23 protein-coding genes are annotated in these 25,879 nt (G+C 63.0%); 10 read left to right on the forward strand and 13 right to left on the reverse strand.

The window, feature by feature from the left end; all coding sequences use genetic code 11:
• Positions 1-155 precede the first annotated feature (155 nt).
• From APH33_RS07840 to APH33_RS07860, 5 genes are all read left to right on the forward strand, one after another.
• Complete coding sequence (locus APH33_RS07840) at positions 156-1,583, forward strand: di-heme oxidoredictase family protein (RefSeq protein WP_054884591.1); 1,428 nt, start codon at positions 156-158, stop codon at positions 1,581-1,583.
• A gap of 19 nt (positions 1,584-1,602) precedes the next feature.
• The gene (locus APH33_RS07845) at positions 1,603-2,667 is read left to right on the forward strand and encodes an imelysin family protein (protein WP_054884592.1); all 1,065 of its coding nucleotides are present in this window, start codon (positions 1,603-1,605) and stop codon (positions 2,665-2,667) included.
• 2 nt (positions 2,668-2,669) lie between these two features.
• Complete coding sequence (locus tag APH33_RS07850; protein WP_054884593.1) at positions 2,670-3,767, forward strand: DUF1513 domain-containing protein; 1,098 nt, start codon at positions 2,670-2,672, stop codon at positions 3,765-3,767.
• Positions 3,768-3,990: 223 nt separating this feature from the next.
• Entirely contained in the window at positions 3,991-5,139 is a 1,149-nt protein-coding gene (locus APH33_RS07855; RefSeq protein WP_054884594.1) for an efflux RND transporter periplasmic adaptor subunit, read from the forward strand.
• Between the two features lie 13 nt (positions 5,140-5,152).
• A complete protein-coding gene (locus tag APH33_RS07860; protein ID WP_054884595.1) occupies positions 5,153-8,197 on the forward strand; it encodes a multidrug efflux RND transporter permease subunit in 3,045 nt (1,014 codons plus the stop codon).
• 207 nt (positions 8,198-8,404) lie between these two features.
• On the opposite strand, the gene APH33_RS07865 is transcribed toward APH33_RS07860, so the two are convergent.
• The 5 genes from APH33_RS07865 to colR form a co-directional block, all read right to left on the reverse strand.
• Positions 8,405-8,623, reverse strand: coding sequence for a hypothetical protein (locus tag APH33_RS07865; protein ID WP_054884596.1), 219 nt, complete (start codon positions 8,621-8,623; stop codon positions 8,405-8,407).
• Complete coding sequence (locus tag APH33_RS07870; protein ID WP_054884597.1) at positions 8,620-9,321, reverse strand: lipopolysaccharide kinase InaA family protein; 702 nt, start codon at positions 9,319-9,321, stop codon at positions 8,620-8,622. The genes APH33_RS07865 and APH33_RS07870 overlap by 4 nt, the downstream gene beginning before the upstream one ends.
• Positions 9,322-9,327: 6 nt before the next feature.
• Complete coding sequence (locus APH33_RS07875) at positions 9,328-10,008, reverse strand: class I SAM-dependent methyltransferase (protein WP_054884598.1); 681 nt, start codon at positions 10,006-10,008, stop codon at positions 9,328-9,330.
• Between the two features lie 107 nt (positions 10,009-10,115).
• On the reverse strand, positions 10,116-11,417 hold the full coding sequence (locus APH33_RS07880) for a HAMP domain-containing sensor histidine kinase (protein WP_054884599.1): 1,302 nt from the start codon (positions 11,415-11,417) through the stop codon (positions 10,116-10,118).
• The gene (colR, locus tag APH33_RS07885; protein ID WP_003255215.1) at positions 11,407-12,090 is read right to left on the reverse strand and encodes a two-component system response regulator ColR; all 684 of its coding nucleotides are present in this window, start codon (positions 12,088-12,090) and stop codon (positions 11,407-11,409) included. The genes APH33_RS07880 and colR overlap by 11 nt, the downstream gene beginning before the upstream one ends.
• A gap of 180 nt (positions 12,091-12,270) precedes the next feature.
• Here colR and APH33_RS07890 point away from each other — a divergent pair, with 180 nt between their 5' ends.
• Positions 12,271-12,999 (forward strand): phosphatase PAP2 family protein, encoded by a 729-nt coding sequence (locus APH33_RS07890; RefSeq protein WP_054884600.1) that lies wholly within the window; start codon positions 12,271-12,273, stop codon positions 12,997-12,999.
• Between the two features lie 58 nt (positions 13,000-13,057).
• Here the strand turns inward: APH33_RS07890 and groL are convergent, their stop codons facing one another.
• From groL to APH33_RS07915, 5 genes are all read right to left on the reverse strand, one after another.
• The gene (gene groL / locus APH33_RS07895) at positions 13,058-14,698 is read right to left on the reverse strand and encodes a chaperonin GroEL (RefSeq protein ID WP_054884601.1); all 1,641 of its coding nucleotides are present in this window, start codon (positions 14,696-14,698) and stop codon (positions 13,058-13,060) included.
• Positions 14,699-14,748: 50 nt separating this feature from the next.
• Positions 14,749-15,042 (reverse strand): co-chaperone GroES, encoded by a 294-nt coding sequence (locus tag APH33_RS07900; protein ID WP_054884602.1) that lies wholly within the window; start codon positions 15,040-15,042, stop codon positions 14,749-14,751.
• A gap of 251 nt (positions 15,043-15,293) precedes the next feature.
• Positions 15,294-15,755 (reverse strand): FxsA family protein, encoded by a 462-nt coding sequence (locus APH33_RS07905; RefSeq protein ID WP_054884603.1) that lies wholly within the window; start codon positions 15,753-15,755, stop codon positions 15,294-15,296.
• Between the two features lie 67 nt (positions 15,756-15,822).
• Positions 15,823-16,554 carry a HugZ family protein gene (locus tag APH33_RS07910; RefSeq protein ID WP_054884604.1) on the reverse strand — a complete coding sequence of 244 codons (732 nt, stop codon included), beginning with the start codon at positions 16,552-16,554 and terminating at the stop codon, positions 15,823-15,825.
• Positions 16,555-16,647: 93 nt separating this feature from the next.
• Positions 16,648-17,658 carry a DUF481 domain-containing protein gene (locus APH33_RS07915; protein WP_054884605.1) on the reverse strand — a complete coding sequence of 337 codons (1,011 nt, stop codon included), beginning with the start codon at positions 17,656-17,658 and terminating at the stop codon, positions 16,648-16,650.
• A gap of 153 nt (positions 17,659-17,811) precedes the next feature.
• Between APH33_RS07915 and APH33_RS07920 the strand changes: the two genes are divergently transcribed.
• Both APH33_RS07920 and APH33_RS07925 read left to right on the forward strand, forming a co-directional pair.
• Positions 17,812-18,165, forward strand: coding sequence for an MGMT family protein (locus APH33_RS07920; RefSeq protein ID WP_054884606.1), 354 nt, complete (start codon positions 17,812-17,814; stop codon positions 18,163-18,165).
• Positions 18,166-18,208: 43 nt separating this feature from the next.
• The gene (locus APH33_RS07925) at positions 18,209-19,756 is read left to right on the forward strand and encodes an AmpG family muropeptide MFS transporter (RefSeq protein ID WP_054884607.1); all 1,548 of its coding nucleotides are present in this window, start codon (positions 18,209-18,211) and stop codon (positions 19,754-19,756) included.
• Between the two features lie 127 nt (positions 19,757-19,883).
• Here APH33_RS07925 and APH33_RS07930 read toward each other — a convergent pair whose 3' ends face one another.
• The 3 genes from APH33_RS07930 to APH33_RS07940 form a co-directional block, all read right to left on the reverse strand.
• Complete coding sequence (locus APH33_RS07930) at positions 19,884-21,128, reverse strand: MFS transporter (protein WP_054884608.1); 1,245 nt, start codon at positions 21,126-21,128, stop codon at positions 19,884-19,886.
• Positions 21,129-21,352: 224 nt separating this feature from the next.
• Positions 21,353-22,195 (reverse strand): mechanosensitive ion channel family protein, encoded by an 843-nt coding sequence (locus APH33_RS07935; RefSeq protein WP_054884609.1) that lies wholly within the window; start codon positions 22,193-22,195, stop codon positions 21,353-21,355.
• Between the two features lie 116 nt (positions 22,196-22,311).
• Complete coding sequence (locus APH33_RS07940; RefSeq protein ID WP_054884610.1) at positions 22,312-22,797, reverse strand: YajQ family cyclic di-GMP-binding protein; 486 nt, start codon at positions 22,795-22,797, stop codon at positions 22,312-22,314.
• Positions 22,798-22,899: 102 nt separating this feature from the next.
• Here APH33_RS07940 and APH33_RS07945 point away from each other — a divergent pair, with 102 nt between their 5' ends.
• Together APH33_RS07945 and APH33_RS07950 are read left to right on the forward strand one after the other, a co-directional pair.
• Entirely contained in the window at positions 22,900-23,817 is a 918-nt protein-coding gene (locus APH33_RS07945; protein WP_054884611.1) for a putative 2-dehydropantoate 2-reductase, read from the forward strand.
• Between the two features lie 30 nt (positions 23,818-23,847).
• Positions 23,848-25,878 carry an ATP-binding protein gene (locus APH33_RS07950; protein ID WP_054884612.1) on the forward strand — a complete coding sequence of 677 codons (2,031 nt, stop codon included), beginning with the start codon at positions 23,848-23,850 and terminating at the stop codon, positions 25,876-25,878.
• The last annotated feature ends 1 nt before the right edge of the window (position 25,879 follow it).

Here is a 25,879-nt window from a genome sequence, read left to right on the forward strand (position 1 = left end):
CGATCCGACTTGCCCGCGAAGAGGCCGGTGCAGACTGATGAAAATGCTGGCATTTAACATTCTTTTCACCCGGGTAATTGCAAATTGCTCTTATTCAAACAAGGCTGGCCTGCTAAGCTTGCACGCCGGTTTTTCGTCCACGCCCAGGATTTTGCATGTCCTCGTCGCTGTCCCGACTCTCCCCTCTGCTGCTGGCCCTCGCCCTTGCCGCCTGTGATGACGCCCCGCGTTTCACCCAGGCCGAGCCCGGCGAAGCGCTGTCTGGCGGCCAGGCAACGGTTCAGCGCGACGACCGCAAGGCGTTTTCCCTGCCCTCGGCCAACCTTTCGGCCGAGCGGCGCCTGGACTTCGCCGTGGGCAACAGCTTCTTCCGCAGCCCTTGGGTGATCGCCCCGTCCACCACCACCGCGCGTGATGGCCTAGGCCCGTTGTTCAACACCACGGCCTGCCAGAACTGCCACGTGCGCGATGGCCGCGGGCATCCACCTGGGCCCGATGACAGCAATGCCGTGGGCATGCTGGTGCGCCTGTCGATCCCCGATCAGCCTTACCTGGCCAAGCAGATCGAGCGCCTGGGCGTGGTCCCTGAGCCGGTCTACGGCACCCAGCTGCAGGACATGGCCATCCCCGGCGTGGCGCCAGAGGGCAAGGTGCGGGTGAACTACTCCACCCAGACCGTCACCTTCAAGGACGGCCACCCGGTCGAACTGCGCCGCCCGACCCTGCAGATCACCCAGCTTGGCTACGGCCCGATGCATCCCGACACGCGCTTCTCGGCCCGTGTCGCCCCGCCGATGATTGGCCTGGGCCTGCTCGAAGCCATCGCCGAAGCCGACATCCTGGCCAACGAAGACCCGGACGACCGCAACCACGATGGTATCCGCGGCCGCGCCAACCGGGTCTGGGACGACGCCCAGGGCAAGACCGTGATCGGCCGCTTCGGCTGGAAGGCCGGGCAGCCCAACGTCAACCAGCAGAACGTGCACGCCTTCAACGGCGACATGGGCCTGACCAGCCGCTTGCAACCGAAGGACGACTGCACCCCGGCCCAGGTCGACTGCCTGGCCGCGCCCAATGGCGACGGTGAAGGCGACGAGAAGGAGGTCAGCGACAACATCCTGCGCCTGGTCACCTTCTACACCCGCAATCTCGGCGTGCCGGCACGTCGTGACGTCGCCGCACCGCAAGTGCTGGCCGGCAAGAACCTGTTCTTCCAGGCCGGCTGCCAGGCCTGCCATATCCCGCAGTTCACCACTGCCGCCAACACCGCCGAAGCGGAGCTGGCCAATCAGGTGATCCGCCCCTACAGCGACCTGCTGTTGCACGACATGGGCCCAGGCCTGGCCGACGAGCGAACCGAATTCGCCGCCAACGGCCAGGACTGGCGTACCCCGCCGTTGTGGGGTATCGGCCTGACCGAAACGGTCAGCGGCCACACCCAGTACCTGCACGACGGCCGCGCCCGCAACCTGCTCGAAGCCGTGCTCTGGCACGGCGGCGAAGCACAGTCGGCGCGCGACCATGTATTGACCTTCAATGCCGAGCAGCGCGCCGCGTTGCTGGCTTTCCTGAACTCACTTTGAAACGCGCAAGGAGCCGGGCATGTTCCGACCCAAACTGTTGTTCACCAGCCTCGCCGCACTCGCCTTGGGTGCCTGCTCGCCGCAGGACCCGCAGGCAGTGACTTCCGCCGCCATCGCCAAGCAGGTGATCCTGCCGACCTACAGCCGCTGGGTCGAAGCCGACCGCCAGCTGGCCGCCAGCGCCCTGGCCTACTGTGAGGGCAAGGAAAGCCTGGACACCGCCCGCGCCGATTTCCTCAATGCGCAAAAAGCCTGGGCCGAACTGCAACCGCTGCTGGTCGGCCCGCTGGCCGAAGGCAACCGCGCCTGGCAGGTACAATTCTGGCCGGACAAGAAGAACCTGGTCGGCCGCCAGGTCGAGCAGCTGGTCAATGGCGACAAGCCGGTCGATGCCGCCGCCCTGGGCAAGGCCAGCGTCGTGGTACGCGGCCTGTCGGCTTACGAGTACATCCTTTTCGACAGCAAGCCAGACATCGCCACTGCCGAGCAGAAGGCCCGCTATTGCCCGCTGCTGGTCGCCATTGCCGATCACCAGAAGGCCCTGGCCGAGGATATTCTCAAGACCTGGAACAGCACCGACGGCATGCTGTCGCAGATGACCAAGTTCCCCAACCAGCGCTACGCCGACTCCCACGAGGCGATCGCCGACCTGCTGCGCTCCCAGGTTACCGCCCTGGATACCCTGAAGAAGAAGCTGGGCGCCCCCATGGGCCGGCAGAGCAAGGGCATCCCACAACCGCTGCAGGCCGAAGCCTGGCGCAGCCACTCCTCGCTGAAAAGCCTGGAAGCCACCCTCAAGGCCGCCCAGGCGGTGTGGGTCGGGGTCGACAACCAGGGCCTGCGCGGCCTGCTGCCCAGCGATCAGAAACCCCTGGCGCAGAAGATCGACGACGCCTACGCTACGGCGCTCAAACTGCTGGCCGACAACCAGAAGACCCTCGGCGAGCTGCTGGCCGACGACGCCGGGCAGCAGACCCTCAATCAGATCTACGATGCTCTGAACGCCGTCCACCGCCTGCACGAAGGCGACCTGGCCAAGGCGCTGAACATCCAGCTGGGCTTCAATGCCAACGACGGTGACTGATCATGCTGCGACGCCAGGCCCTCAAACTCGGTAGCGTATTGCTCAGCGCCCTGACCTTGGGCGGCTGGAGCCTGCTGCGCAACAAAGGTAGCGAACCCTTGCTGTTGTCGGCGCGGGACGATGGCGACGGCAAGCATTACGCGGTCGGGTTCCGCCTGGACGGCACCCAGGTGTTCAGCACCCAGGTTGCCCAGCGTTGCCATGCCATCATCAACCACCCCGAGCTGCCGATCGCCCTGTTCGTCGCCCGTCGCCCCGGTACCGAAAGCTACCTGGTCGACCTGCGCGATGGGCGCCTGCTGCAGACCATCACCTCGCAACCAAACCGCCACTTCTATGGCCATGCGGTGATCCACAAGGGTGGCGAATGGCTGTATGCCACCGAAAACGACACCACCGACCCAGGCCGCGGTGTGCTCGGCGTGTACCGTTTCGAGGGCGAGCGCCTGGTGCACAGCGGTGAGATCCCGACCCATGGCATCGGCCCCCACGAGCTGGCCTGGCTGCCGGACGGCGAAACCCTGGTCGTGGCCAATGGCGGTATCCGCACCGAGGCCGAGAGCCGGGTCGAGATGAACCTCGACGCCATGGAACCCAGCCTGGTGCTGATGCAGCGCGACGGCACCCTGCTGAGCAAGGAAACCCTGGCCCAGCAGATGAACAGCGTGCGCCACCTCGCAGTGGGCGACGATGGCACCATTGCCGCCTGCCAGCAGTTCATGGGGGCTGCCGACGAAACCGCCGAGCTGCTGGCGATCAAGCGCCCGGGCGAGCCGTTCAAGGCCTTCCCGGTGCCGGAGCGCCAGCTGCAATCGATGGCCCAGTACACCGCCAGCGTCGCCATCCACAGCGACCTGCGCCTGGTAGCGTTGACCGCACCGCGGGCCAACCGCCTGTTCGTCTGGGACCTGGACAGCGGTGCGGTGAAGCTCGATGCCCCGATGCCCGATTGCGCCGGGGTCGGTGCGGTCGAGGATGGATTTGTCGTGACGTCCGGGCAGGGTCGTTGCCGCTTCTACGATTGCCGCAAGGCCGAGCTCATCGGGCAACCGATGGACCTGCCGTCCGGGTTCTGGGACAACCACCTGCATCTGGTCTGATTTTTCTGCCGCCTGTGCCGGCCTATTCGCGGGCACGCCCGATCCCACAGGGACCGCGCACCCTCTGACTGCGCGGTCCCTGTGGGAGCGGCTTTAGCCGCGAAAGGGCCGGCACAGGCAATCTCCTCCCCCTTCTGCAATACTTCCTCCATCCGCACGTGGGCAGGATCGCCCGTTGTCGTGTTCGAGCGAATAACAATCACGCATCCAAGGAACCGGACTTATGCTACGCCGCCGCATGCTCATCATGTTGGCTGTCGTTCTGTTGATCGTGCTGGCCCTGGGGGGCTACAAGGGCTTCTCGATCTACCAACAGATCCAGATGTTCTCTGCGCCCAGGCCACCCATCACTGTTGCGGCCGCCCCGGCCGAACAGCGCCAGTGGCAGGAGCGCCTGCCTGCCGTCGGCAGCCTCAAGGCCCTGCAAGGCGTCGAACTGAGCCTGGAAGTGGAGGGCATCGTCAAGGCCTTGTACTTCGACTCCGGGCAGAAGGTCAAAGCCGGGCAACCGCTGCTGCAGCTCAACGACGACCAGGAAACCGCCCTGCTCGGCACTGCCCAGGCCGACCTGGGGCTGGCCAAGGTCGACTTCGGTCGCGGCAGCCAGCTGGTCGGTGATGCCGCCATCTCCCGCGGTGAATTCGATCGCCTGTCCTCCCAGTACCGGCGCAATCAGGCGGTGGTTGAACAGCTCAAGGCGCAGAAGATCAAGAAAAGCATCAACGCGCCGTTCAGTGGCACCATCGGCATTCGCCAGGTGGACATCGGCCAGTACCTGGCCGCCGGCACGGTGATTGCCACCCTGCAGGATTTGTCCAGCCTGTACGTCGACTTCAACGTCCCAGAGCAGGCGTTGCCGCGCCTGAGCCTGGGCCAGCAGGTGCTGGTGCAGGTGGCCGCCTACCCTGGCCAGACCTTCCCGGCCAGCCTCAGCGCGATCAACCCCAAGGTCGATGAGAACACGCGCAACCTGCTGGTTCGCGCGACCCTGGCCAACCCGGAAGACAAACTGCTGCCAGGCATGTTCGCCAACCTGCTGATCCTGCTGCCCGACCCGCAACCCGAGGTGGTCGTGCCGGAAAGCGCAATCACCTACACCCTCTATGGCAACTCGGTGTACGTCGCCACGCCGAAGCAGGACAAGGACGGCAACCCCGTCACCGACGAAAAGGGCGAGCCACAGCTCAGCGCCGAACAGCGCACCGTACAGACCGGCGAACGCCGCGATGGGCTGGTGGTGGTCAGCAAAGGCCTCAAGGCCGGGGAGCAGGTGGTCACCGCCGGGCAGCTCAAGCTGACCCCTGGAGCGGCAATCCGGATTGGCCAGGACAGCGCGCTCAAGCCCGAACAGGGCGCACCGCGCAGCGACTGAGCAGGAGGCAGGCATGGCGTTCACCGACCCGTTCATCCGCCGCCCGGTGCTGGCCAGCGTGGTCAGCCTGCTGATCCTGCTGCTCGGTTTCCAGGCTTGGCACAAACTGCAGATCCGCCAGTACCCGAAAATGGAGAACGCCCTGATCACGGTGACCACCGCCTACCCCGGGGCCAACGCCGAGACCATTCAGGGCTACATCACCCAGCCGCTGCAACAGAGCCTGGCCAGTGCCGAAGGCATCGACTACATGACCTCGGTCAGCCGCCAGAACTTCTCGGTGATTTCCATCTACGCGCGCGTCGGCGCCGACAGCGACCGCCTGTTCACCGAACTGCTGGCCAAGGCCAACGAAGTGCGCAACCAGCTGCCGCAGAACGCCGAAGACCCGGTGCTCAGCAAGGAGGCCGCCGACGCCTCGGCACTGATGTACATCAGCTTCTACAGCAAGGATATGAGCAACCCACAGATCACCGACTACCTGTCGCGGGTGATCCAGCCCAAGCTTGCCACCTTGCCAGGCATGGCCGAGGCGGAAATCCTTGGCAACCAGGTGTTCGCCATGCGTATCTGGATCGACCCGGTGAAACTGGCCGGCTTCGGCCTGGCCGCCAGCGACGTGACCAATGCCGTGCGCCGCTACAACTTCCTCTCCGCCGCCGGCGAGGTGAAGGGCGAATACGTGGTCACCAGCATCAACGCGAGCACCGAGCTGAAATCGGCCGAAGCCTTTGCCGCCCTGCCGCTCAAGGTGTCCGGCGACAGCCGGGTACTGCTGGGTGATGTGGCACGTGTGGAAATGGGCGCGGAAAACTACGACACGGTCAGCTCGTTCGACGGCACGCCGTCTGTCTATATCGGCATCAAGGCCACTCCGGCAGCCAACCCGCTGGACGTGATCAAGGAAGTACGGCGCATCATGCCCGAGCTGGAGAGCCAGCTGCCTTCGGCGCTGAAGGTATCGATCGCCTACGACGCCACACTGTTCATCCAGGCCTCCATCGACGAAGTGATCAAGACTCTCGGCGAAGCGGTGCTGATCGTCATCGTGGTGGTGTTCCTGTTCCTCGGCGCCCTGCGCTCGGTGCTGATCCCGGTGGTGACCATTCCGCTGTCGATGATTGGCGTGCTGTTCTTCATGCAGATGATGGGTTACTCGCTGAACCTGCTGACGCTGCTGGCCATGGTGCTGGCCATCGGCCTGGTGGTGGACGACGCCATCGTGGTGGTAGAGAACATTCACCGGCACATGGAGGAAGGCAAGTCCCCCTTCGACGCGGCCCTGGAGGGCGCACGGGAGATCGCCATGCCGGTGGTGTCGATGACCATCACCCTGGCCGCGGTGTACGCCCCCATCGGTTTTCTCACCGGGCTCACCGGTGCGCTGTTCAAGGAGTTCGCCCTGACCCTGGCCGGGGCGGTGGTGATCTCCGGCATCGTCGCCCTGACCCTGTCGCCGATGATGTGCGCCCTGCTGCTGCGCCAGGAGCAGAACCCCAGCGGCCTGGCCCATCGGCTTGATGTGCTGTTCGACGGCCTCAAGCTGCGTTATCAGCGCGTGCTGCACGCTACCCTCGACAGCCGCCCGGTGGTACTGGTGTTCGCCGTGATCATCCTGTGCCTGATCCCGTTGTTGCTCAAGTTCACCCAGAACGAACTGGCGCCCAACGAGGACCAGGGCGTGATCTTCATGATGAGCAGTTCGCCACAGCCGGCCAACCTCGACTACCTGAATGCCTACACCGACCAGTTCACGCCGCTGTTCAAGAGTTTCCCCGAGTACTACTCGTCGTTCCAGATAAACGGCTTCAACGGCGTGCAGAGCGGCATCGGTGGCTTTCTGCTCAAGCCCTGGAACGAACGCCAACGCACGCAGATGGAGCTGCTGCCGCTGGTGCAGGCCAAACTCGAGCAGATCGGTGGGCTGCAGATCTTCGGTTTCAACCTGCCGTCGCTGCCGGGTACCGGCGAAGGCCTGCCGTTTCAGTTCGTGATCAACACCGCCGGGGACTACCCTGCCCTGCTGGAAGTCGCCCAGCGGGTCAAGCAGAGGGCGCAGGCATCAGGCAAGTTCGCTTTCCTCGACATCGACCTGGCCTTCGACAAGCCAGAAGTGGTGGTCGACATCGACCGGGCCAAGGCGGCGCAGATGGGTGTGTCCATGGATACGCTGGGCAGTACCTTGGCCACCCTGCTGGGCGAGGCTGAAATCAACCGCTTCACCCTCGAAGGCCGCAGCTACAAGGTGATTGCCCAGGTGGAGCGGCCCTTCCGGGACAACGCCGGCTGGCTGAACAACTACTACGTGAAGAACGAGCAAGGGCAGCTGCTACCGTTGTCGACGCTGATCACGCTCCGTGACCGGGCCCGCCCGCGCCAGCTCAACCAGTTCCAGCAGCTGAACTCGGCGATCATCCAAGGGGTGCCGATGGTCAGCATTGGCGAGGCGTTGCAGACGGTGCGCGATATCGCCCGGGAAGAAGCACCTGAGGGCTTTGCCTTCGACTATGCCGGGGCGGCCAGGCAGTACGTTCAGGAGGGCAGCGCCCTGTGGGTGACCTTCGGCCTGGCATTGGCGATCATCTTCCTGGTACTGGCCGCGCAGTTCGAGAGTTTCCGCGACCCGCTGGTGATTCTGGTGACCGTACCCTTGTCGATCTGTGGCGCGCTGCTTCCGCTGTTCCTGGGCATTTCCAGCATGAACATCTATACCCAGGTGGGGCTGGTGACCCTGATCGGCCTGATCAGCAAGCACGGCATCCTGATCGTCGAGTTTGCCAACCAGTTGCGAGAGGAACAGGGCTTGAGCATCCGCCAGGCCATCGAGGAGGCTGCCGCCATTCGCCTGCGGCCGGTGCTGATGACCACGGCGGCCATGGTGTTCGGCATGGTGCCGCTGATTCTGGCTACCGGTGCCGGGGCAGTCAGCCGGTTCGACATCGGCACGGTGATTGCCACCGGGATGTCGATCGGGACCTTGTTTACCCTGTTCGTGTTGCCGTGTATCTACACCTTGCTGGCACACAAATCAGCAGCCAAGGAGCCTGTTGTCGCCTGATCCGGCCCCTTCGCGGGCACGCCCGCTCCCACAGAGACAACGTACCCCTTGGGCAATGTGCTGGCCCTGCAGGAGCAACTGTCTTGCTCAATTTCAAAAGCTGGCGCGATCCCTGTGGGAACGGGCTTGCCCGCGAAGAGGCCGGTGAGGCACACAGAAAAAACAAAGGCCTCGCATTGGCGAGGCCTTTATCTTGCTCGAGCTGTATCAGCCAAATGGCCGTAGCCCCTGGCGCATTCCAAAGAGGAACAACAGCAGATCCTGGTCCGGCTCGGCCTTGTTCTGCTGCTTGACCGTATGCGGCACCGCGCATTGGCCAGCCTTGCTGAACACCACAGGCCGCGGCTCTTCCCAGGCAGCTACCGCCGCCGTGGTCACAGCCAACCCAGCCACCAGGAACAAAGCTCGAGCTATTTCTAGTTTCATTGCCCTAACCCTTTGACAGCGCTGCCAAACGCCATCTGGTAAAAATAGAGCAGCGTTTGCCATTCCGTGTCATTTAGCGACGAGTGGCGGCGCAGCTGACGCAGGTCGTTGCCCGCAGCCCGCTGACAGCTGATGCGTCGTCGGCACTTTTCCAGGTCCAGGAGTGCTACCTCGACGCGGGCCTGCTCACCTGCGCCGATGACCTTGATGAAGACGTGCTTGCCGTACAGGCAGCCATGCTGCCAATGCCCCAGGTGCATGCGCGCCAGGTTGTCGGCCAGGTCCTTGAGCATGCGTTCATGCACCACCTGGGGATAACGCTCGCGCGCACCTTCGGCATGCCAGGTGTCGAGCTCGACAAAGCCATCCAGCGCCTCGCTGACCAGCAGCGCACGCCATTGATGCTCAGGATCACGCTCGGCACCACAAAACACGATACGTGGCACGCGCACGCCGAGTTGTTCGAAGCTGTTCAGTGCATCGAGCTCGCGCAACACCGTCGGCCTGCCGAATGGGTGTAACAGGCTGCGATAGATATGGCCAACCTGACGCTTGGCATACAGCACCTTGCCGTTGCCATCCCTCAGACGTTGTACGCCACTTTCACCACCGCGCCGCTGGTTGGGTTCCTCGACCCATTCACCTTGCTGGCGCCAGTAATAATCGAACCGCGACTCCCCATTTTGGGCTACAGCCATCAAACACTACCCCTTACGCAATACATATACCCGCCACATGGCATAGAACGGCAGGAAGTCGAGGCGCTCCTGGATTCTGAAGCCGGCGGCCTTGAATTCTGCTTCAACCGTTTCTGCCGGTAACACGAAACGGTTCTGATAGCTGCCCTGCTCGCCGTTGGCACTGCGCTTTTGCTCGAGCTTCTGGCGGCGCCAAGCCTTGAGGTTACCGTCCACCCACAATGACAGGATTACGCTGTCACGGCTAACCCTTTGAAACTCGTCAAGAATGGTTTGGCGATGAGCCGCTTGGCCGATATGGTGAAACAGCCGCATGCAGAAAATGCTGTCGACTGAATTATCCGGCAAATCGATCGCGAACGCCGAAGTCTGCAAAGGGCGTACCCGCGCCACCACTTCTGGCGGTTGTGCGGCACAGGCGGTCTTGATCATCGCCTCGGAGTTATCGGCGCCGATGATCACCCGGTTCGGCTTTTCCGCCAGCAGCGGCCAGAATCGGCCCGCTCCGCAGGGCAGATCAAGGACCAGGCCCGGTTCGCCGGCCAGCGTCAGGGCCCGACGGGCGAGATGCTCGTCGCGCTTGTGGGACAGGCGTCGTGCCAGTCCATCCTGATGCTTGAGGAAATACGCTTGGGCATGTTGCTGGTCGTACTTCTCGGAAAATTCGAGTTTGATCGGGCTGCGCATCGAGAGGCTCCTATCTTCAATGCGCCTACCTTAGGTAACAAATCGTGGGAAACAGGTCATGCCAATGTGAAAATAACGTCACCAAACGGCAGGACTGTTTCATCATATTACAGGGTGGGATCGGTCTTTTCCGCACTCTGGCTCAGGTCCACCTGGAAGCGGCAGCCGTGCGGCGACGTCGAAGTCAATGTCACCCGCCAGCCTTGGTCATCGCAGATCCGCTGTACCAGCGACAGGCCCAAGCCGAGGCCTTCGCCACGCCGCTCCTCGCCACGCACGAAAGGCTGGAACATGGCCTCGCGCTTTTCCTCCGGGATACCCACGCCACTGTCTTCGACACTGAAGCCGTTGAGCTCCAGGCTCAGGCGGATATAACCGCTATCCGTGTAATGCGCGGCATTACGCAGCAGGTTGCCCATCACCGAGTGCAGGAAGGTGGCGTTGTACAGCAATGGGCCTGCACTGACCTGGCCATCATAGTAGAGCGCCAGGCCCTTCTGCTCGATGGTATCGCGCCACACCCCGATCAAGTCGTCGGCGACTTCGCGCAGGGTTGCCTGGGACGCCACGGCTCCCTGGTCACGCTGGGCACGCGCCAGCATCAAGAAGGTTTTGACCAGCTCGCGCATCTCTTCCGTGGCGCGGGCGATGCGCTCTACCTGATTGCGCGAGCGGGTATCCAGATTGGGGTTTTCCATCAGCAGTTCGCACGAGGTGGCCAGCACCATCAGCGGCGTGCGCAGCTCATGGCTGACATCGCTGGTGAACAAGCGCTCGCGGGTCAGTGCATCACGCAGCCGGCCGAGGGTATCGTCGAACGCCGCCGCCAACTGGCCGACTTCGTCGGCCGCGTAGTCCGGTGCCAAAGGCGGCGCCAGGCCGAGCAACTGGTCACGATGGCGAACCTGGCGCGCCAGGCGGATGACCGGTGCCATGACCCTGCGCGCCAGTAACCAGCCGAGCACCACGGCCAGTACCAGGCTGAGCACGAAGCCCACCACCACCACGGCGAACAGCACCCGCTCGCGCTCTTCGAAATCGCTTTGGTCCTGCAGCAGTACGTAGCGGCGACCATCGACGATCTCGACCATCGCGTGGTAGGACAACTGGTCGCGGAATACTTCATGGAAGCCCACATCGAGGTGGCGCAAGTCCTTGGGCAGCTCGAAATCATCGCGCCCGCCACTGAAGTAGAAAAGCTGGTCAGGCCGTGGCCGGTGGCTCCAGTCACTGACGCTGTCCATGCGCAGCAGGCGCTGCAGGTCGCCGCCGAGCACCGATGAGATCAGGCGCTCCTCAACCAAATGCACGGTGGCGACGATACCGAAGGCGAAGGCGCCGGCCACCAGCGCGCTCATCAACGCAAAGGCGATGATGATGCGCTGGGCAAGGCTTTGCTTAAACTCCATCGCGGCCCTCGGCGAGGCGATAGCCGACGCCATGGACGGTATGCAGCAGCGGTTTTTCAAACGGTTTGTCGATCACTTGGCGCAGCTGGTGCACATGGCTGCGCAGGCTGTCGCTATCAGGGCAATCATCACCCCACAGGGCTTCTTCCAGCACTTCGCGCCGCAACACGTGCGGGCTTTTCTGCATCAGTACGGCGAGCAGCTTGAGGCCGACCGGGTTGAGCTTGAGCAGGCGGCCCTGGCGGGTCACTTCGAGCGTATCGAGATCGTAGCTCAGGTCCGCGACCTGCAGGGTACGGCGCCCGCCGCCCTGGGCCCGGCGCAGCACCGCTTCGATGCGCGCGGCCAGTTCGGACAAGGCAAAGGGCTTGAGCAGGTAATCATCGGCACCAGAGCGGAAGCCTTGCAGGCGATCGTCCAGCTGGTCGCGGGCCGTGAGCATGATCACCGGGGTGTCACGGCGGGCATCCTCGCGCAGGCGCTTGCACAGGGTATAGCCATCGATACCGGGCAGCATGATGTCGAGCACGATCAGGTCGTAATGCTCGGTGGCGGCCAGGTGCAGGCCCGACAGACCATCCTGGGCGCAGTCGACGGTGTAGCCTTTCATGCCCAGGTAATCGGCAAGGTTGGCAAGAATATCGCGGTTGTCTTCAACCAAAAGAATACGCATCGGGTTCTCCTGTGCGGCGCTTCGCTACGGTGCGCGGCAGGCGCAGCTTAAGGCCATCGCCGGTACTGTGCCAGCCCTGGGGCAAATTCAGCGAACTTGACAGTTTTTTCACTGATCCTTCACGGACAGAGAATAGCGGGCGCATGACAATGCCCGGTCTTTTTACCCCCTGGAGCTGTCATGCAACAACGCACTCGTCCGCGTCCGATCAACCTCTGGCTGTACCTGGGCATACCGCTGGCGGTTGCCGCGACCCTGCTCCTGCTGGAACTGACCTCGGTCGACATGGACGTCGCCAACCTGTTCTACGACCCCGCCGCCGGGCAGTTCATCGGACGTCACAGTTATCTGCTGGAAACCGTCATGCATGACCGGGTGAAGCAAGGCGTGATCCTGCTTGGCCTGATCTCGCTGGGCGCGTTCGCCTCGAGCTTCTTCTGGAAGCGCCTGTTCAGCTGGCGCCGCGAGCTGGGTTGCCTGGTGCTGGCGCTGGGGCTTTCAACCGCCTTCGTCACGCCGCTGAAGAAGGTGACCCAGGTGCAATGCCCTTGGAGCCTGACCCAGTTCGGCGGCAAGGAAACCTACAGCAAGCTGCTGGAACATCGCCCGGCAACCGACAAGCCAGGCCTGTGCTGGCCAGGTGGGCATGCCGCCACCGGTTTCTGCCTGTTCGGCCTGTTCTTCATGCTGCGTGATCGCAAGCCGAAGCTGGCGCGGGTGGCGTTCGGGGTGGCTTTGGTGGCGGGCTCGGCGCTGGGGCTGGGGCGGATGCTGCAGGGGGCGCACTTCCTGTCGCATAACGTGTGGACCGCCGTGTTCTGCTGGTTGATTGGCCTGGGCTCGTATTACCTGGTGCTGTACCGCAAGGGCATGGTCGAGGCGCCAGCCGCCGAGCATCGCGTCGCCTGAAAATGAAAAAGCCCCGCACTAGGCGGGGCTTTTTCTTGGTGCAGGGGGTAAGGCTGGCTTACATCATGCCGCCCATGCCACCCATGCCGCCCATGTCAGGCATGCCAGCAGCTGGCTTGTCTTCCGGCAGGTCGGCAACCATGGCTTCGGTGGTGATCATCAGACCGCCGATCGAAGCTGCAGCTTGCAGAGCCGAACGGGTGACCTTGGCTGGGTCGAGGATACCCATCTCGATCATGTCGCCGTATTCGCCGGTAGCGGCGTTGTAGCCGTAGTTGCCCGAACCTTGCTTGACCTTGTCAGCGACAACGCTTGGCTCGTCGCCGGCGTTGGCAGTGATCTGGCGCAGCGGCGCTTCTACAGCGCGACGCAGCAGGGCGATACCGACGTTCTGGTCTTCGTTGTCGCCTTTGAGATCGGCAATGGCTGCCAGGGCGCGAACCAGGGCAACACCACCGCCAGGCACCACGCCTTCTTCGACGGCAGCACGGGTAGCGTGCAGGGCGTCTTCAACGCGGGCTTTCTTCTCTTTCATTTCAACTTCGGTGCCAGCACCGACCTTGATCACGGCAACACCGCCAGCCAGCTTGGCCAGACGCTCTTGCAGCTTCTCACGGTCGTAGTCCGAAGAGGTTTCTTCGATCTGGGCACGGATCTGCTTGACGCGTGCTTCGATGTCGGCGTCAACGCCAGCACCGTCGATGATGGTGGTGTTTTCCTTGGACAGGATGACGCGCTTGGCGTTGCCCAGGTGCTCCAGGGTGGTGGTTTCCAGGGTCAGGCCGATTTCTTCGGAGATGACCTGGCCGCCGGTCAGGACGGCGATGTCCTGCAGCATGGCCTTGCGGCGGTCGCCGAAGCCCGGGGCCTTGACCGCAGCAACCTTGACGATGCCGCGCATGTTGTTGACTACCAGGGTAGCCAGGGCTTCGCCTTCCACGTCCTCGGCAACGATCAGCAGCGGACGGCCGGCCTTGGCAACGGCTTCCAGAACTGGCAGCAGCTCACGGATGTTGGAGATCTTCTTGTCGACCAGCAGCAGCAGCGGGCCTTCCAGCTCGGCAACCATGGTGTCCGGCTTGTTGACGAAGTATGGCGACAGGTAGCCACGGTCGAACTGCATGCCTTCTACTACGGACAGTTCGTTTTCCAGGCCCGAGCCTTCTTCAACGGTGATCACGCCTTCTTTACCGACTTTTTCCATGGCTTCGGCGATGATTTCACCGATGGAGTTGTCGGAGTTGGCGGAGATGGTGCCTACCTGAGCGATGGCCTTGGAGTCGGCGCATGGCTTGGACAGTTTCTTCAGCTCGGCGACAACGGCGGCGGTGGCCTTGTCGATGCCGCGCTTCAGGTCCATCGGGTTCATGCCGGCAGCGACGGCCTTGAGGCCTTCGTTGACGATGGCCTGAGCCAGAACGGTAGCGGTAGTGGTGCCGTCACCGGCAGCGTCGTTGGCCTTGGAAGCAACTTCCTTGACCAGCTGGGCGCCCATGTTTTCGAAGGCGTCTTTCAGCTCGATTTCTTTGGCGACGGAAACGCCGTCCTTGGTGATGGTCGGAGCGCCGAAGCTCTTGGCCAGCACTACGTTACGGCCTTTCGGGCCGAGGGTCGCTTTTACTGCGTCAGCCAGAACGTTGACACCAACCAGCATTTTCTTACGAGCGGAATCGCCGAATTTTACGTCTTTAGCAGCCATGATCGTTTAATCCTTGAAAAATCTTTGGAGTAACGGGAAGTCGGGGAAAATCAGCCTTCGATAACGGCGAGGATTTCGTTCTCGGCCATGATCAGCAGGTCTTCGCCATCGACTTTCACGGTGTTGCTGCCCGAGTAAGGGCCGAATACCACTTTGTCACCGACTTTAACGGCCAGCGCACGTACTTCGCCGTTTTCCAGAACGCGACCGGTGCCAACTGCAACGACTTCACCGCGGTTTGGTTTTTCTGCGGCCGAACCCGGCAGGACGATACCGCCAGCGGTTTTCGATTCTTCTTCGCTGCGACGGATGACTACGCGGTCATGCAGAGGACGAAGCTTCATTGTCGATCTCTCCCAAATAGTGGTTTTCATCGGCCGGTACGAAACCGGCGGGTTAATGCAATCCGGCGATGCCGGGGGTGGCCCGCAAAGGGCGAACCACCTTTGTCATGACTGGTGTTACCACCAGAAACCTTGCGGTGACCACATACATGAGGTCGCCATATGCAATTACAAGGTTTGATATGCAAAAAATTTCAGGGCACTCAAAAAGACCGAGGCCGCTTGCGCGGCCCCGGAAGATACAGTTCTGATTATTGATCGCGGCGCTCGTACTCGCCTTCGATCACGTTCGGCCGATGGCCGCCGTCACGCGGCGGTGCCTGGAACGGCTCGTCCTGGAACGCACGCTGGCGCATGGCCTGGGCTTCGGCGCGTTGGCGCATCTTGCGCGCCGCCAGATGGCGGGTGAACGGCAGCAGGCACAGCAGGCCCAGCACATCGCTGATGAAGCCGGGCAACAGGAGCAAACCACCACCCACGGCCAGCATCAGGCCCTGGAACATGTCCTCGGCGGGCAGTTCGCCGCGCTGCAGGCTTTCACGGGCACGCAGGGCGGTGGCGAGGCCCGCCACGCGGACCACCAGCACACCCAATGCAGAACCGGCGATGATCAGCAGCAGCGCCGGAAAGAAACCGATGGCGCCGGCAACCTTGACGAAAACGAACAACTCCAGCACCGGAAACAGGAGAAACAGCAGTAGAAAAGCACGCATCAAAGCATTCCTCGTCGGAAGAGACCCTTCCTGTAAGACCTACAGATGGATGCATGCGCTCGCTATTTCAAGCCTCGACTTCATTCGCAGTCGGCCATTGGTCGGCGCGCGCCAGCAGAACCAGGGCTTCGCGGACTTGTGTCGGAGTGTTGCAAGGCGCGGGAAATGCCAACCAGTAGATGCCCTGGCCGATACGCAGGTGCATGCCTTCGCTGTCTATGCCGACCATCTGTGCCGGCACGCTGCGCGGCAGGTCGCTCAGCGCGACATAATGAGCGATGGCATTGGCATGGTCGCTGTTCATGTGCTCGATCATGCTCGCCTCGGCCTTGCCCGCAAAGGGATTGGCCAGGGTGACCTGGTCGAGCCAGTGGATCGCACCGAAGCCGCCAATGTAGCGATGACGCACCGGCTGTAAGACCCAGAAGTCGAAATCATGGGCCTTGTGGTAGTTGGCGGCATCGGGGAAGTAGCGGTAGTAGCGCTCGGCGGCGGCCTCGATGGCAGCCTCGTCGACCAGCTTGTGCGCCTCGGCCATCACCGTCAGGCGGCCGACGGCTTGCACGTCTTCAGCTTCGCGCTCGCCGACCAGCAGCGAGCATTTGGGGTCTTTCTGCAGGTTGTGAGTGTGCTGGGCGATGCGGCTGATCAGGATCAGCGGATTGCCCTGGGCATCCAGGCAGTACGGCACCACTGATCCGAACGGGAAGCCAGGCATGGACTTGGAATGGGTCGAAAGCACGCCGCGGTATTCCTTGAGCAGCAGTTCCCGGGCGGGACGAATGGCGTTGGTACTCACGTGAAGGCGGCTCCTGACGGCGGACTGGATGCTGACAAGATAAGCATTATCAGCTGCCAGCGCCAATGGGGCTGCTGTGCAGTCCCCGACGATTTACCAGGCCACACCAAACCCTGCGGTATAGCGGGTCTTGTCCAGGTCGCTGTCGCGCGTCCCGGTGATGATGTCCTTTTCTGCCTTGAGGTTGAGCGAAGCCCATTCGGTGACCTTGTAGCGCAGCCCCACTTCGGCATCCAGCGCATAGTCGGCCACGCCGCCCAGCGGTTTGGCGAACTCGCCATTGGTGAACAGCTGGACGTTCTTGCCGATCAGGTAGCGGGTATAGTCCCACTTCACCGCTGCCGAGTAGAAGTTGTCCTTGGCGCCGTCCTGGTACTCGAAGTCAGTACGGTTGATCAGCGAGCCCAGCGAGAACGCGCCCAGTTCATCGTCCCAGAACTGGTAGCCAGGGCCGGTACCGATCGTGCGCTGGCGGGAGAGGTCTTCGATGCGGTCGCGCTTGTACTCCATGCGCCCCTGCCAGAACCACTTCTCGGTGATGAAGCGGTCGAGCGCGTATTCGGCGCTCCAGTTGTCGGTGGTGGTGACGTCGTCCTTGGATTCGCGGTTGTATTCGCCTTCGGCATTGTGCCGCCAGCGACCGTGGCGGGCAGTGGTCTTGAAGTCGACGTCGTAGTCGTCGCTGTCTGTCTCGGCACGCTTGTAGTCCATGGCCACGTCGACATTGCCTTTCCAGATGAAGTCCTCGACCAGCGGTTTTGGCTTCATGATCTGCTGGACACTGGCGAGGTCGACCGTCTTCGGCGCATCGCCGTTGGCCAGGGTCACCTTGCCCGGCTCGGCAGCCTTCAGCGACTTGGCCTTCTCGCCGCTATAGGCGTCCTGCTTGACCAGCAGTTCCTGGTCGCTCTCCAGGGTCTGGACCTGTTTCCAGTCCAGCGAGATCGAGCCGCCATAGGGGGTTTCCAGCAGCAGCTTGCCACCGTCGAATACACGGATCTTGCCGCTGAGCCGGTCGCCGTTCTTCATCCACACGGTGTCGGCGAACACCGGACTGGCGCACAGGGAAGCGGTCAACAGGCAAAGCAAGGATCTAGAATACATAAGCGCGCTACAGGTTCGATTTGACGAAAAAAGCCGGGCATTATCCAGATACCACCGACCAGAGCAAGGACTGACCCAGGAGCATGCCGTTGAGTTCAACTCTCATTTGCCGCAACCATTCGTCCGGTTTCATCCCAGGCCAGGGCAGCCCTGATGTCTGAGGGATATGAGCACACCCTGGCATCGCCCGAAGCCCGACGAACGGCGCTGTATTCGGTGCTTGGCCAGGTACCAGAGGGCAAGGTGGTCAGCTACGGCGAGCTCGCCGAGCTGGCGGGGCTTGGGCGGGCGGCACGTTGGGTCGGGCGTACCCTTGGGCAGTTGCCAGCCGACACGCGCCTGCCCTGGCACCGGGTACTCGGTGCTGGCGGGCGGCTGAGCCTGGCGCCGGGCACGCCTTCGGGCGATGAACAGCGGGCCAGACTGCGCGCAGAGGGCGTGAATGTGACCAATAATCGTGTGGATCTGACGCTCCATGGCTGGCGTCCGATGGAGCACAGCGGTTAGAGTGCGCGCTTTGTTTTCGCAAATTTGAGGCAGATGTTGGCCCATGCCCCGTAAAACCTGGCGCGCTGCGCTTGCTGCCTATGCCAGCCCGTCAACCTTGGTACTTTTGCTGCTGGGCTTTGCCGCCGGCCTGCCCTACATGCTGGTGTTCTCGACCCTGTCGGTGTGGCTGCGTGAAGCCGGCGTGGCCCGTGAAACCATTGGCTACGCCAGCCTGATCGGCCTGGCCTATGCCTTCAAATGGGTCTGGTCACCGCTGCTCGACCAGTGGCGCCTGCCGCTGCTTGGCGGCCTGGGGCGACGACGCTCATGGCTGTTGCTGTCGCAATCGCTGGTGGTGATCGGGCTGGTCGGCATGAGCTTGTGCGACCCGCAGCAACACCTTTCCTGGCTGATCGCCCTGGCGGTGCTGGTGGCCTTTGCCTCGGCCACTCAGGACATCGCCGTGGATGCCTATCGCCTGGAGATTGCCGACGACCAGCGCCAGGCGGCCCTTGCCGCCAGCTACATGGCCGGCTACCGGGTTGCCGCCCTGCTCGCGACAGCTGGCGCGCTGTTCTTCGCTGAGTGGTTCGGCTCCACCGGTTTCAGCTACCTGCACAAGGCCTGGGCCGGTACTTACGTGCTGTTCGGTGTGTTGATGCTACCGGCACTGTTCACCACCCTGGTGATGCGTGAACCACCGGTGCCAATGCGCACCCAGCTGTCGGCCGCACGCTATGGCCTGATGCATCAGATGGCCTCGGTGTTCGTGCTGATCATCCTGTTGGTGTCGGTGCCGGCCAGCTTTACCCAGATGTTCAACACCGGCTGGTCAAGCGTCATTTCCGGCGATGCGACGCCTCTCGACCTGCTGCTGGAAGACCGTGCCTTCCTGCGCCTGATCCTGTACGTGCTGCTGACCTGGGCCTGCCTTTCGAGCATGGGCCGGCGTGGCCTGGCCCCGGTACTGACACCGGTGCACGACTTCATCTCCCGCTACCGCTGGCAGGCCCTGTTGCTGCTCGGCCTGATTGCCACCTATCGCATGTCGGACACGGTCATGGGCGTCATGGCCAACGTGTTCTACATCGACATGGGCTTCACCAAGGATCAGATCGCCAGCGTCAGCAAGGTTTTCGGCCTGATCATGACCCTGGTCGGTGCAGGCGTCGGCGGCTTGCTGATCGTGCGTTTCGGCATCCTGCCGATCCTGTTCATCGGCGGCGCGGCCTCGGCGGCCACCAACATCCTGTTCCTGATGCTGGCCGACATGGGGCCGAACCTGGAAATGCTGGTGGTGACCATTTCGCTGGACAACTTCAGCTCGGGCCTGGCGACATCGGCGTTCGTCGCCTACCTGTCGAGCCTGACCAACCTGAAGTTCTCGGCCACGCAATATGCCTTGCTCAGTTCGATCATGCTGTTGCTGCCACGCCTGATCGGCGGCTATTCAGGGGTGATGGTGGAGAAATACGGGTATCACGACTTCTTCCTGATCACTGCCTTGCTGGGCGTGCCCACGCTGATCCTGATCGCGCTGCACTGGCGCCAGGAGGTGAGCCGGGGAAAGCAGGTGCCGGCGGATAACCCGGCGGCCGAGCAGCCCTGATCCTTCTCCGCTGCCTGTACCGGCCTCTTCGCGGGTGAACCCGCTCGCACAAGGTTCCCCACTTGCCTTGAAAGCAGCGGTGTACCTGTGGGTTCACCCGCGAAAGGGCCGGCAAAGGCAACGACAGTTATTGAGCGGCCGCACTTTCCCCAGGCCGTCCGCCTACCACGAACCAGAGCGGCCAAAGTGCCAGGGCACCTGCAACGCCAGCCGCGAGGGCAAATTGCAACAGGCTCGCCCCCGCCCCGATCATCGCCAGAACCGCCCCGCCCAGCCCCAGCAAGGCAATGGTGATCATCCCCAGCATCGCCGACACCAGCCCCTTGCTTTGCTCGCTGGCGAACAGCGTCATGCGGTACAGCACCGCATTGGCCACGCCCAGCCCCAACGCATACAGCGACATGCCAGCGACCACGCTGGTCACCGTCGGCCACACCCAGGTCGCCAGCACCATCAGGCACAAGCCGGCCAGGTACGGCCCAAGCGCACCACGCACCAAAGCCGGCAGCGGGTAGCGGTCGGCAATGCGGTTGATGACCAGGTTACCCAGGATCAGCCCACCAAACACCGGCAACTGCCACAGCGCATAGGCCATCGTACTCAGCCCCTCATCGTGGATCAGCAGCACCGGCGACAGGCCGATCCAGCCAATCAGCGGCAAGCCCACCAGACCCAGCGCGGCACTGCCGGCAACGAACTTGCGGTTGGCCAGCAACTGGCCGTAACCGACGAGCAGTGGCAGCAGGTGGATAGGGGTGAACGGCAGACGTGAACCATCGCGACGCTCCACTCCGAGGGTTTCCGGCATCAGCCGATGCAGCAGCAACCAGCACAACACCGCGCCGATGGCAAAGGCTACGAACAGCCAGCGCCAGTCCAGCCATTGCAGCATGAGGGTACCGACCAGCGGGCCGAGCAGCGGCGACAGCAGGGCGATGTTGGCCAGCAACGCCATCATGCGCACCGCGTCCGCTTCACTGAACGACTCGTTCAGTGCCGGGTAGCTGACCGTCACCACGAAGCCCAGGCCGATGCCCTGCAACAGGCGCAGCAGGTTGAACAGGCCGATGTCCTGCACCCAATAGGTGGCCAGACAGGCGCCGCCGAAAAACGCGCAGCCGGCCAGCAACAGTGGACGGCGCCCATAGCGGTCGGCCAGCGGGCCGATCAGCCATTGCAGCACCACGCCACCGAGCAGGTACAGATTGAGTGCATGGGGGATGTACTCGGGGCTGGCATTCAGGTGCTCGACAACCACCGGCATGGCCGGCATCACGGCGTCACTGGCCAGGTAGGTGAGCAGCTCGAACAGGGCCAGGGTCAGGCCGAACAGCAGAGCCCGAAGCGGAGTGATGTACAGCAGTGGTTTCATGATGGTGTATCAGGTGCAGGCTGGGGGACAGGCTATATGCCAGAAATGCCGGGGAATTGCTGTGAACAAGTGTAAGGGAACAGAAATAGCCGGGGCCGCTTCGCGCCCCTTCGCGGGCACGCCCGCTCCCACAGGTACTGCACAAGTCTCGAAGCTTGTGCGATACCTGTGGGAGCGGGCGTGCCCGCGAAGGGGCGCGGAGCGGCCCCGGTTGCAACGCGGTATTACTGCGTTGCAGTCTCCTGCACCACGCGGATCACCCGCTGCGGGAACGGAATGTCGATGCCTTCGGCCTTCAACCGGTCACGGGCATGCTCGTTGAGCATGAACATCACGTCCCAGTAGTCGGCGGTCTTGGTCCACAGGCGCAGCGACACGGTGATCGAGCTGTCACCCAAGGTCGAGACGACCGCCTGCGGCGCCGGGTCTTGCAGCACGCGCGGGTCCTGCGCCAGCTCCAGCAACACGTTGCGGGCCTTCTGCAAGTCAGCCTCGTAGTCCACCCCCACATCGAACACCACCTTGCGTGTCGGCTGGCGGTTGGTGTTGGTGATGATGCCGTTGGACAGGCTGCCGTTCGGCATGATCACGGTCTTGTTGTCACCGGTCCGTAGCACGGTGTGGAAGATCTGAATGCTGTCGACGGTACCGGATACACCCTGTGCTTCGATCCAGTCGCCGATGCGGAACGGGCGGAATATCAGGATCAGCACGCCACCGGCAAAGTTCGCCAGGCTGCCCTGCAGCGCCAGGCCGACAGCCAGCACAGCGCCACCCATGGCTGCCACGAACGAAGTGGTCTCGATGCCGATCATCGACGCCACACTGATCGCCAGCATCACCTTCATGACGATGTTGGCCAACGTGCGAATGAAACCCTGCAACGCCGGGTCCGCGACCCGCAGGCCGACAAGCCTGGCCAAGCGGTCACTGACCTTGTTGGTGATCCACCAACCGATGGCCAAGGTCACCAGCGCAAGCAGCAGACGGCTGCCATACGCCATGATCATGGGAATCCAGGTCTGCGACTGGCGGACCAGCTGATCGACTTCAGCGTTCAAATCCATGTATTCATCTCCTGATGCCGTGCGGCACGTACACAGTAAAGCAGGCCGCCGGTCATCCAGCGGCCACGGCCCCCATGGACATCATTGCGCCATCGAGGTTCCGGGCAACCCAGCGATCAGTCGCGGAAGTTGTTGAACTGCAGCGGCATGTCGAATTCCTTGGTGCGCAGCAGGGCAATGGCTTCCTGCAGGTCGTCACGCTTCTTACCGGTGACACGCACCTGCTCGCCCTGGATCGCGGCCTGGACCTTGAGCTTGCCGTCCTTGATGGTGGCGACGATCTTCTTGGCCAGGTCCTTGTCGATGCCTTCGCGGAACTTGGCTTCCTGTTTCTTTTCCTTGCCCGAGGCGTACGGATCCTTGGTTTCCAGGCACTTGACGTCGATCTTGCGCTTGACCAGCGCCAGGCGCAGGATTTCCAGCATGGCTTCGAGCTGGAACTCTTCCTCGGCGGTCAGCACCACGGTCTGCTCCTTGTCCTTGAACTCGAAGCTGCCCTTGCCCTTGAGGTCATAGCGGCGATCGAGGTCCTTGATGGCGTTGTCGACCGCGTTCTGCACTTCGTGCTTGTCCAGTTCCGATACCACGTCGAACGAAGGCATGGGTAATCTCCATAAAATAAACGCGCGCTCAGTCTGAACATGGAGCGCGTCGGTGTTAGCGGGTTAAAATGCGGGCTCATTATAACGGGTTGCGAAACGCAGATGAGCAGCACCTGGCATATTCTCGGCGCCGGTAGCCTCGGCAGCCTCTGGGCCTGCCGCCTGGCACGCGCCGGCAAGGCAGTGCGCCTGATCCTGCGTGATGCGCAGCGCCTGCAGGCCTACCAGCAGGCCGGCGGCCTGACGTTGGCCGAGCAGGAGCAAACCCGCCGCTACGCCATCCCGGCCGAAACGGCCGAATCCGGCGGCCCCATCCATCGCCTGCTGGTAGCCTGCAAGGCCTACGATGCCGCTCCCGCCGTCGCCGGCCTGGCGCCGCGCCTGGCTGAGGGCGCAGAACTGGTGCTATTGCAGAACGGCCTGGGTAGCCAGGACGAAGTGGCCGACCAGGCCCCCCTCGCCCGCTGCATCTTCGCCTCCAGCACCGAAGGTGCATTCCGCGAGGACGACTGGCGAGTGCGCTTCGCCGGTCATGGTTTCAACTGGCTGGGGGACCCGGCCAACCCCACCCCACCAGCATGGTTCGATGACCTGAACGACGCGGGCATTGCCGCTGAATGGACGGTCGACATCCTTACCCGCCTGTGGCGCAAGCTGGCGCTCAACTGCGCCATCAACCCGCTGACGGTGCTGCACGATTGCCAGAACGGCGGTCTGCTCGGGCACCTCGGCGAGGTCGAAGCACTGAGCACGGAACTGGCCGAGCTGCTGCGCCGTTGCGGCCAGCCCGAAGCCGCAGCCGATCTGGGCGAAGAAGTGCTGCGGGTGATCCTGGCCACTGCGGCCAACTACTCTTCCATGTACCAGGACGTGCGCGCTGGCCGGCGTACCGAAGTGCACTACCTGCTGGGCCATGCCTGCCGGGCAGCCGAGCGCCACGGCATGGCGTTGCCGCAGCTGGAACACCTGCACCAGCGCCTGGTCGATAACCTGCGAGCGCGTGGTTTGCCCAGCGCCTGACGTCAACCCAATACGGACATTGCCTTGCCCATGAGCCTGCGCCAACGCCTGGAAAACCTCCCGGTCGGGCAGAAACTGCTGGCAGCCCTGCTGGTACTGCTGGTGACCATCCTGCTGGTCGCCAACCTGACCTTCATCAGCGCCGCCTACTGGATCACCCAGGAGAGCATGGCGCCGCAGGCGTTACAGACCATCGGCAAGCTGGTGGCCAACCCGCAACTGTCGGCCCGTGCCGGCGACTCGACCGAGACCGCCACGGCCCTGCTCAAGGAGCTGGACAGCTACACGCCGCTACGCGCCGCGGCCATCTACGGCGGCGACGGCAACATGCTGGCCCAGCTCCAGCACGGCGAGTCTTTGGCCCTGCCCAAGCGCTACCGCAACATCGACGGCTGGCGCCTGATGGAGTTTCGCAGCACCCAGCTGATCCGCATCCCGCGCGACGCCAGCCCACCGGCGCACCTGCTGCTGGTGGCCAGCAGTGAGCTGCCCACGGCGTTCTACACCGGCACGCTCAGCGCCAGCCTGGCGATCCTGGTGTTCAGCATCCTGCTGTGGCTGGTCATCGCCAGGCAGATCAAGCGGTTGATCACCCAGCCGATCAACCAGCTCGAAGAACTCAGCCGTCAGGTCACCCGCGAAGAAAGCTATGCCTTGCGTGCTACCCGCGGCAACGACGATGAGATCGGCAGCCTGGCCGAAGCCTTCAACACCATGCTTTCGCGTATCGAGGCCCGCGAGCAGCAACTCAAGCGCACCCGCGATGAATTCCAGACCGCCTACGACCAAGCCCAAGGCCTGGCCGAGGAAACCCGTAACACCAATCGCAAACTGGAGCTGGAAGTCCAGGTGCGCAGCAAGATCGAGAAGAAGCTCACCGGGTTCCAGAACTACCTCAACAGCATCATCGACTCCATGCCCTCGGCACTGATCGCCCTCGATGAGCAACTCTATGTAACGCAGTGGAACCACGAGGCCACGGTGCTTTCCGGCACGCCGCTGGACGAAGCGCTGAACCAGCCGATCTTCATCGCCTTCGAACCACTCAAGCCGTTCCTGCCGCAGCTCAAGGAAAGCGTCGAAAAGCACCGGGTGGCGAAAATCGAGCGGGTCACCTGGCCCAAGGGCGACGACCTGCGTCATTACGCCCTGACCTTCTACCCGCTGATGGGCGGCGGCGGTCGCGGCGTGGTCATCCGTATCGACGACATCACCCAGCGCCTGTCGCTGGAAGAGATGATGGTGCAGTCGGAGAAGATGCTCTCGGTCGGCGGCCTCGCAGCCGGCATGGCCCATGAAATCAACAACCCGTTGGGCGCGATCCTGCACAACGTACAGAACATTCGCCGACGCCTCTCGGCAGAGCTGCCGCGCAACCAGGAACAGGCCAGTGAGCTGGGTATCGACCTGGCCAACGTCAACCGCTACCTGGAAAACCGTGAAGTACCGCAACTGCTCGACGGCATCCAGCAGGCCGGCGCTCGCGCGGCGAAGATCGTGACCCACATGCTCAGTTTCAGCCGTCGCAGCAACCGCCAACTGGCGCCTTGCGACTTGCCGGCGCTGATCGACCAGGCCGTGGAGATCGCCAGCAACGACTTCGACCTGACCATCGGCTTCGACTTCAAGGGCCAGGCCATCATCCGCCAGTTCGACCCAAACCTGGGCCCGGTGCCCTGCACTGCCAACGAGCTGGAGCAAGTGCTGCTGAACTTGCTCAAGAACGCCGCCCAGGCCATCCATCAGCGGCCGCAGCCCAGCGAGCCAGGGCGCATCATCCTGCGTACGAAGCTGAATCCGCCGTGGGCCGAGATCGAGGTCGAGGACAACGGCGTGGGCATGCCCGAAGCCGTTCGCAAGCGTACCTTCGAGCCGTTTTTCACCACCAAGGAGATCGGCCAGGGCACCGGCCTGGGGCTGTCGGTTTCGTACTTCATCATCACCAACAACCACAAGGGGCAGATGGAAGTGCAGTCCACGCCCGGCCAGGGCACCTGCTTCACCCTGCGCCTGCCCCTCGGCCAGCCGCCAGCGGCTGCGCCGACCCACACGGAGGCATGAC

This window comes from Pseudomonas sp. NBRC 111130, assembly GCF_001320485.1.
Classification (GTDB): domain Bacteria; phylum Pseudomonadota; class Gammaproteobacteria; order Pseudomonadales; family Pseudomonadaceae; genus Aquipseudomonas; species Aquipseudomonas vlassakiae.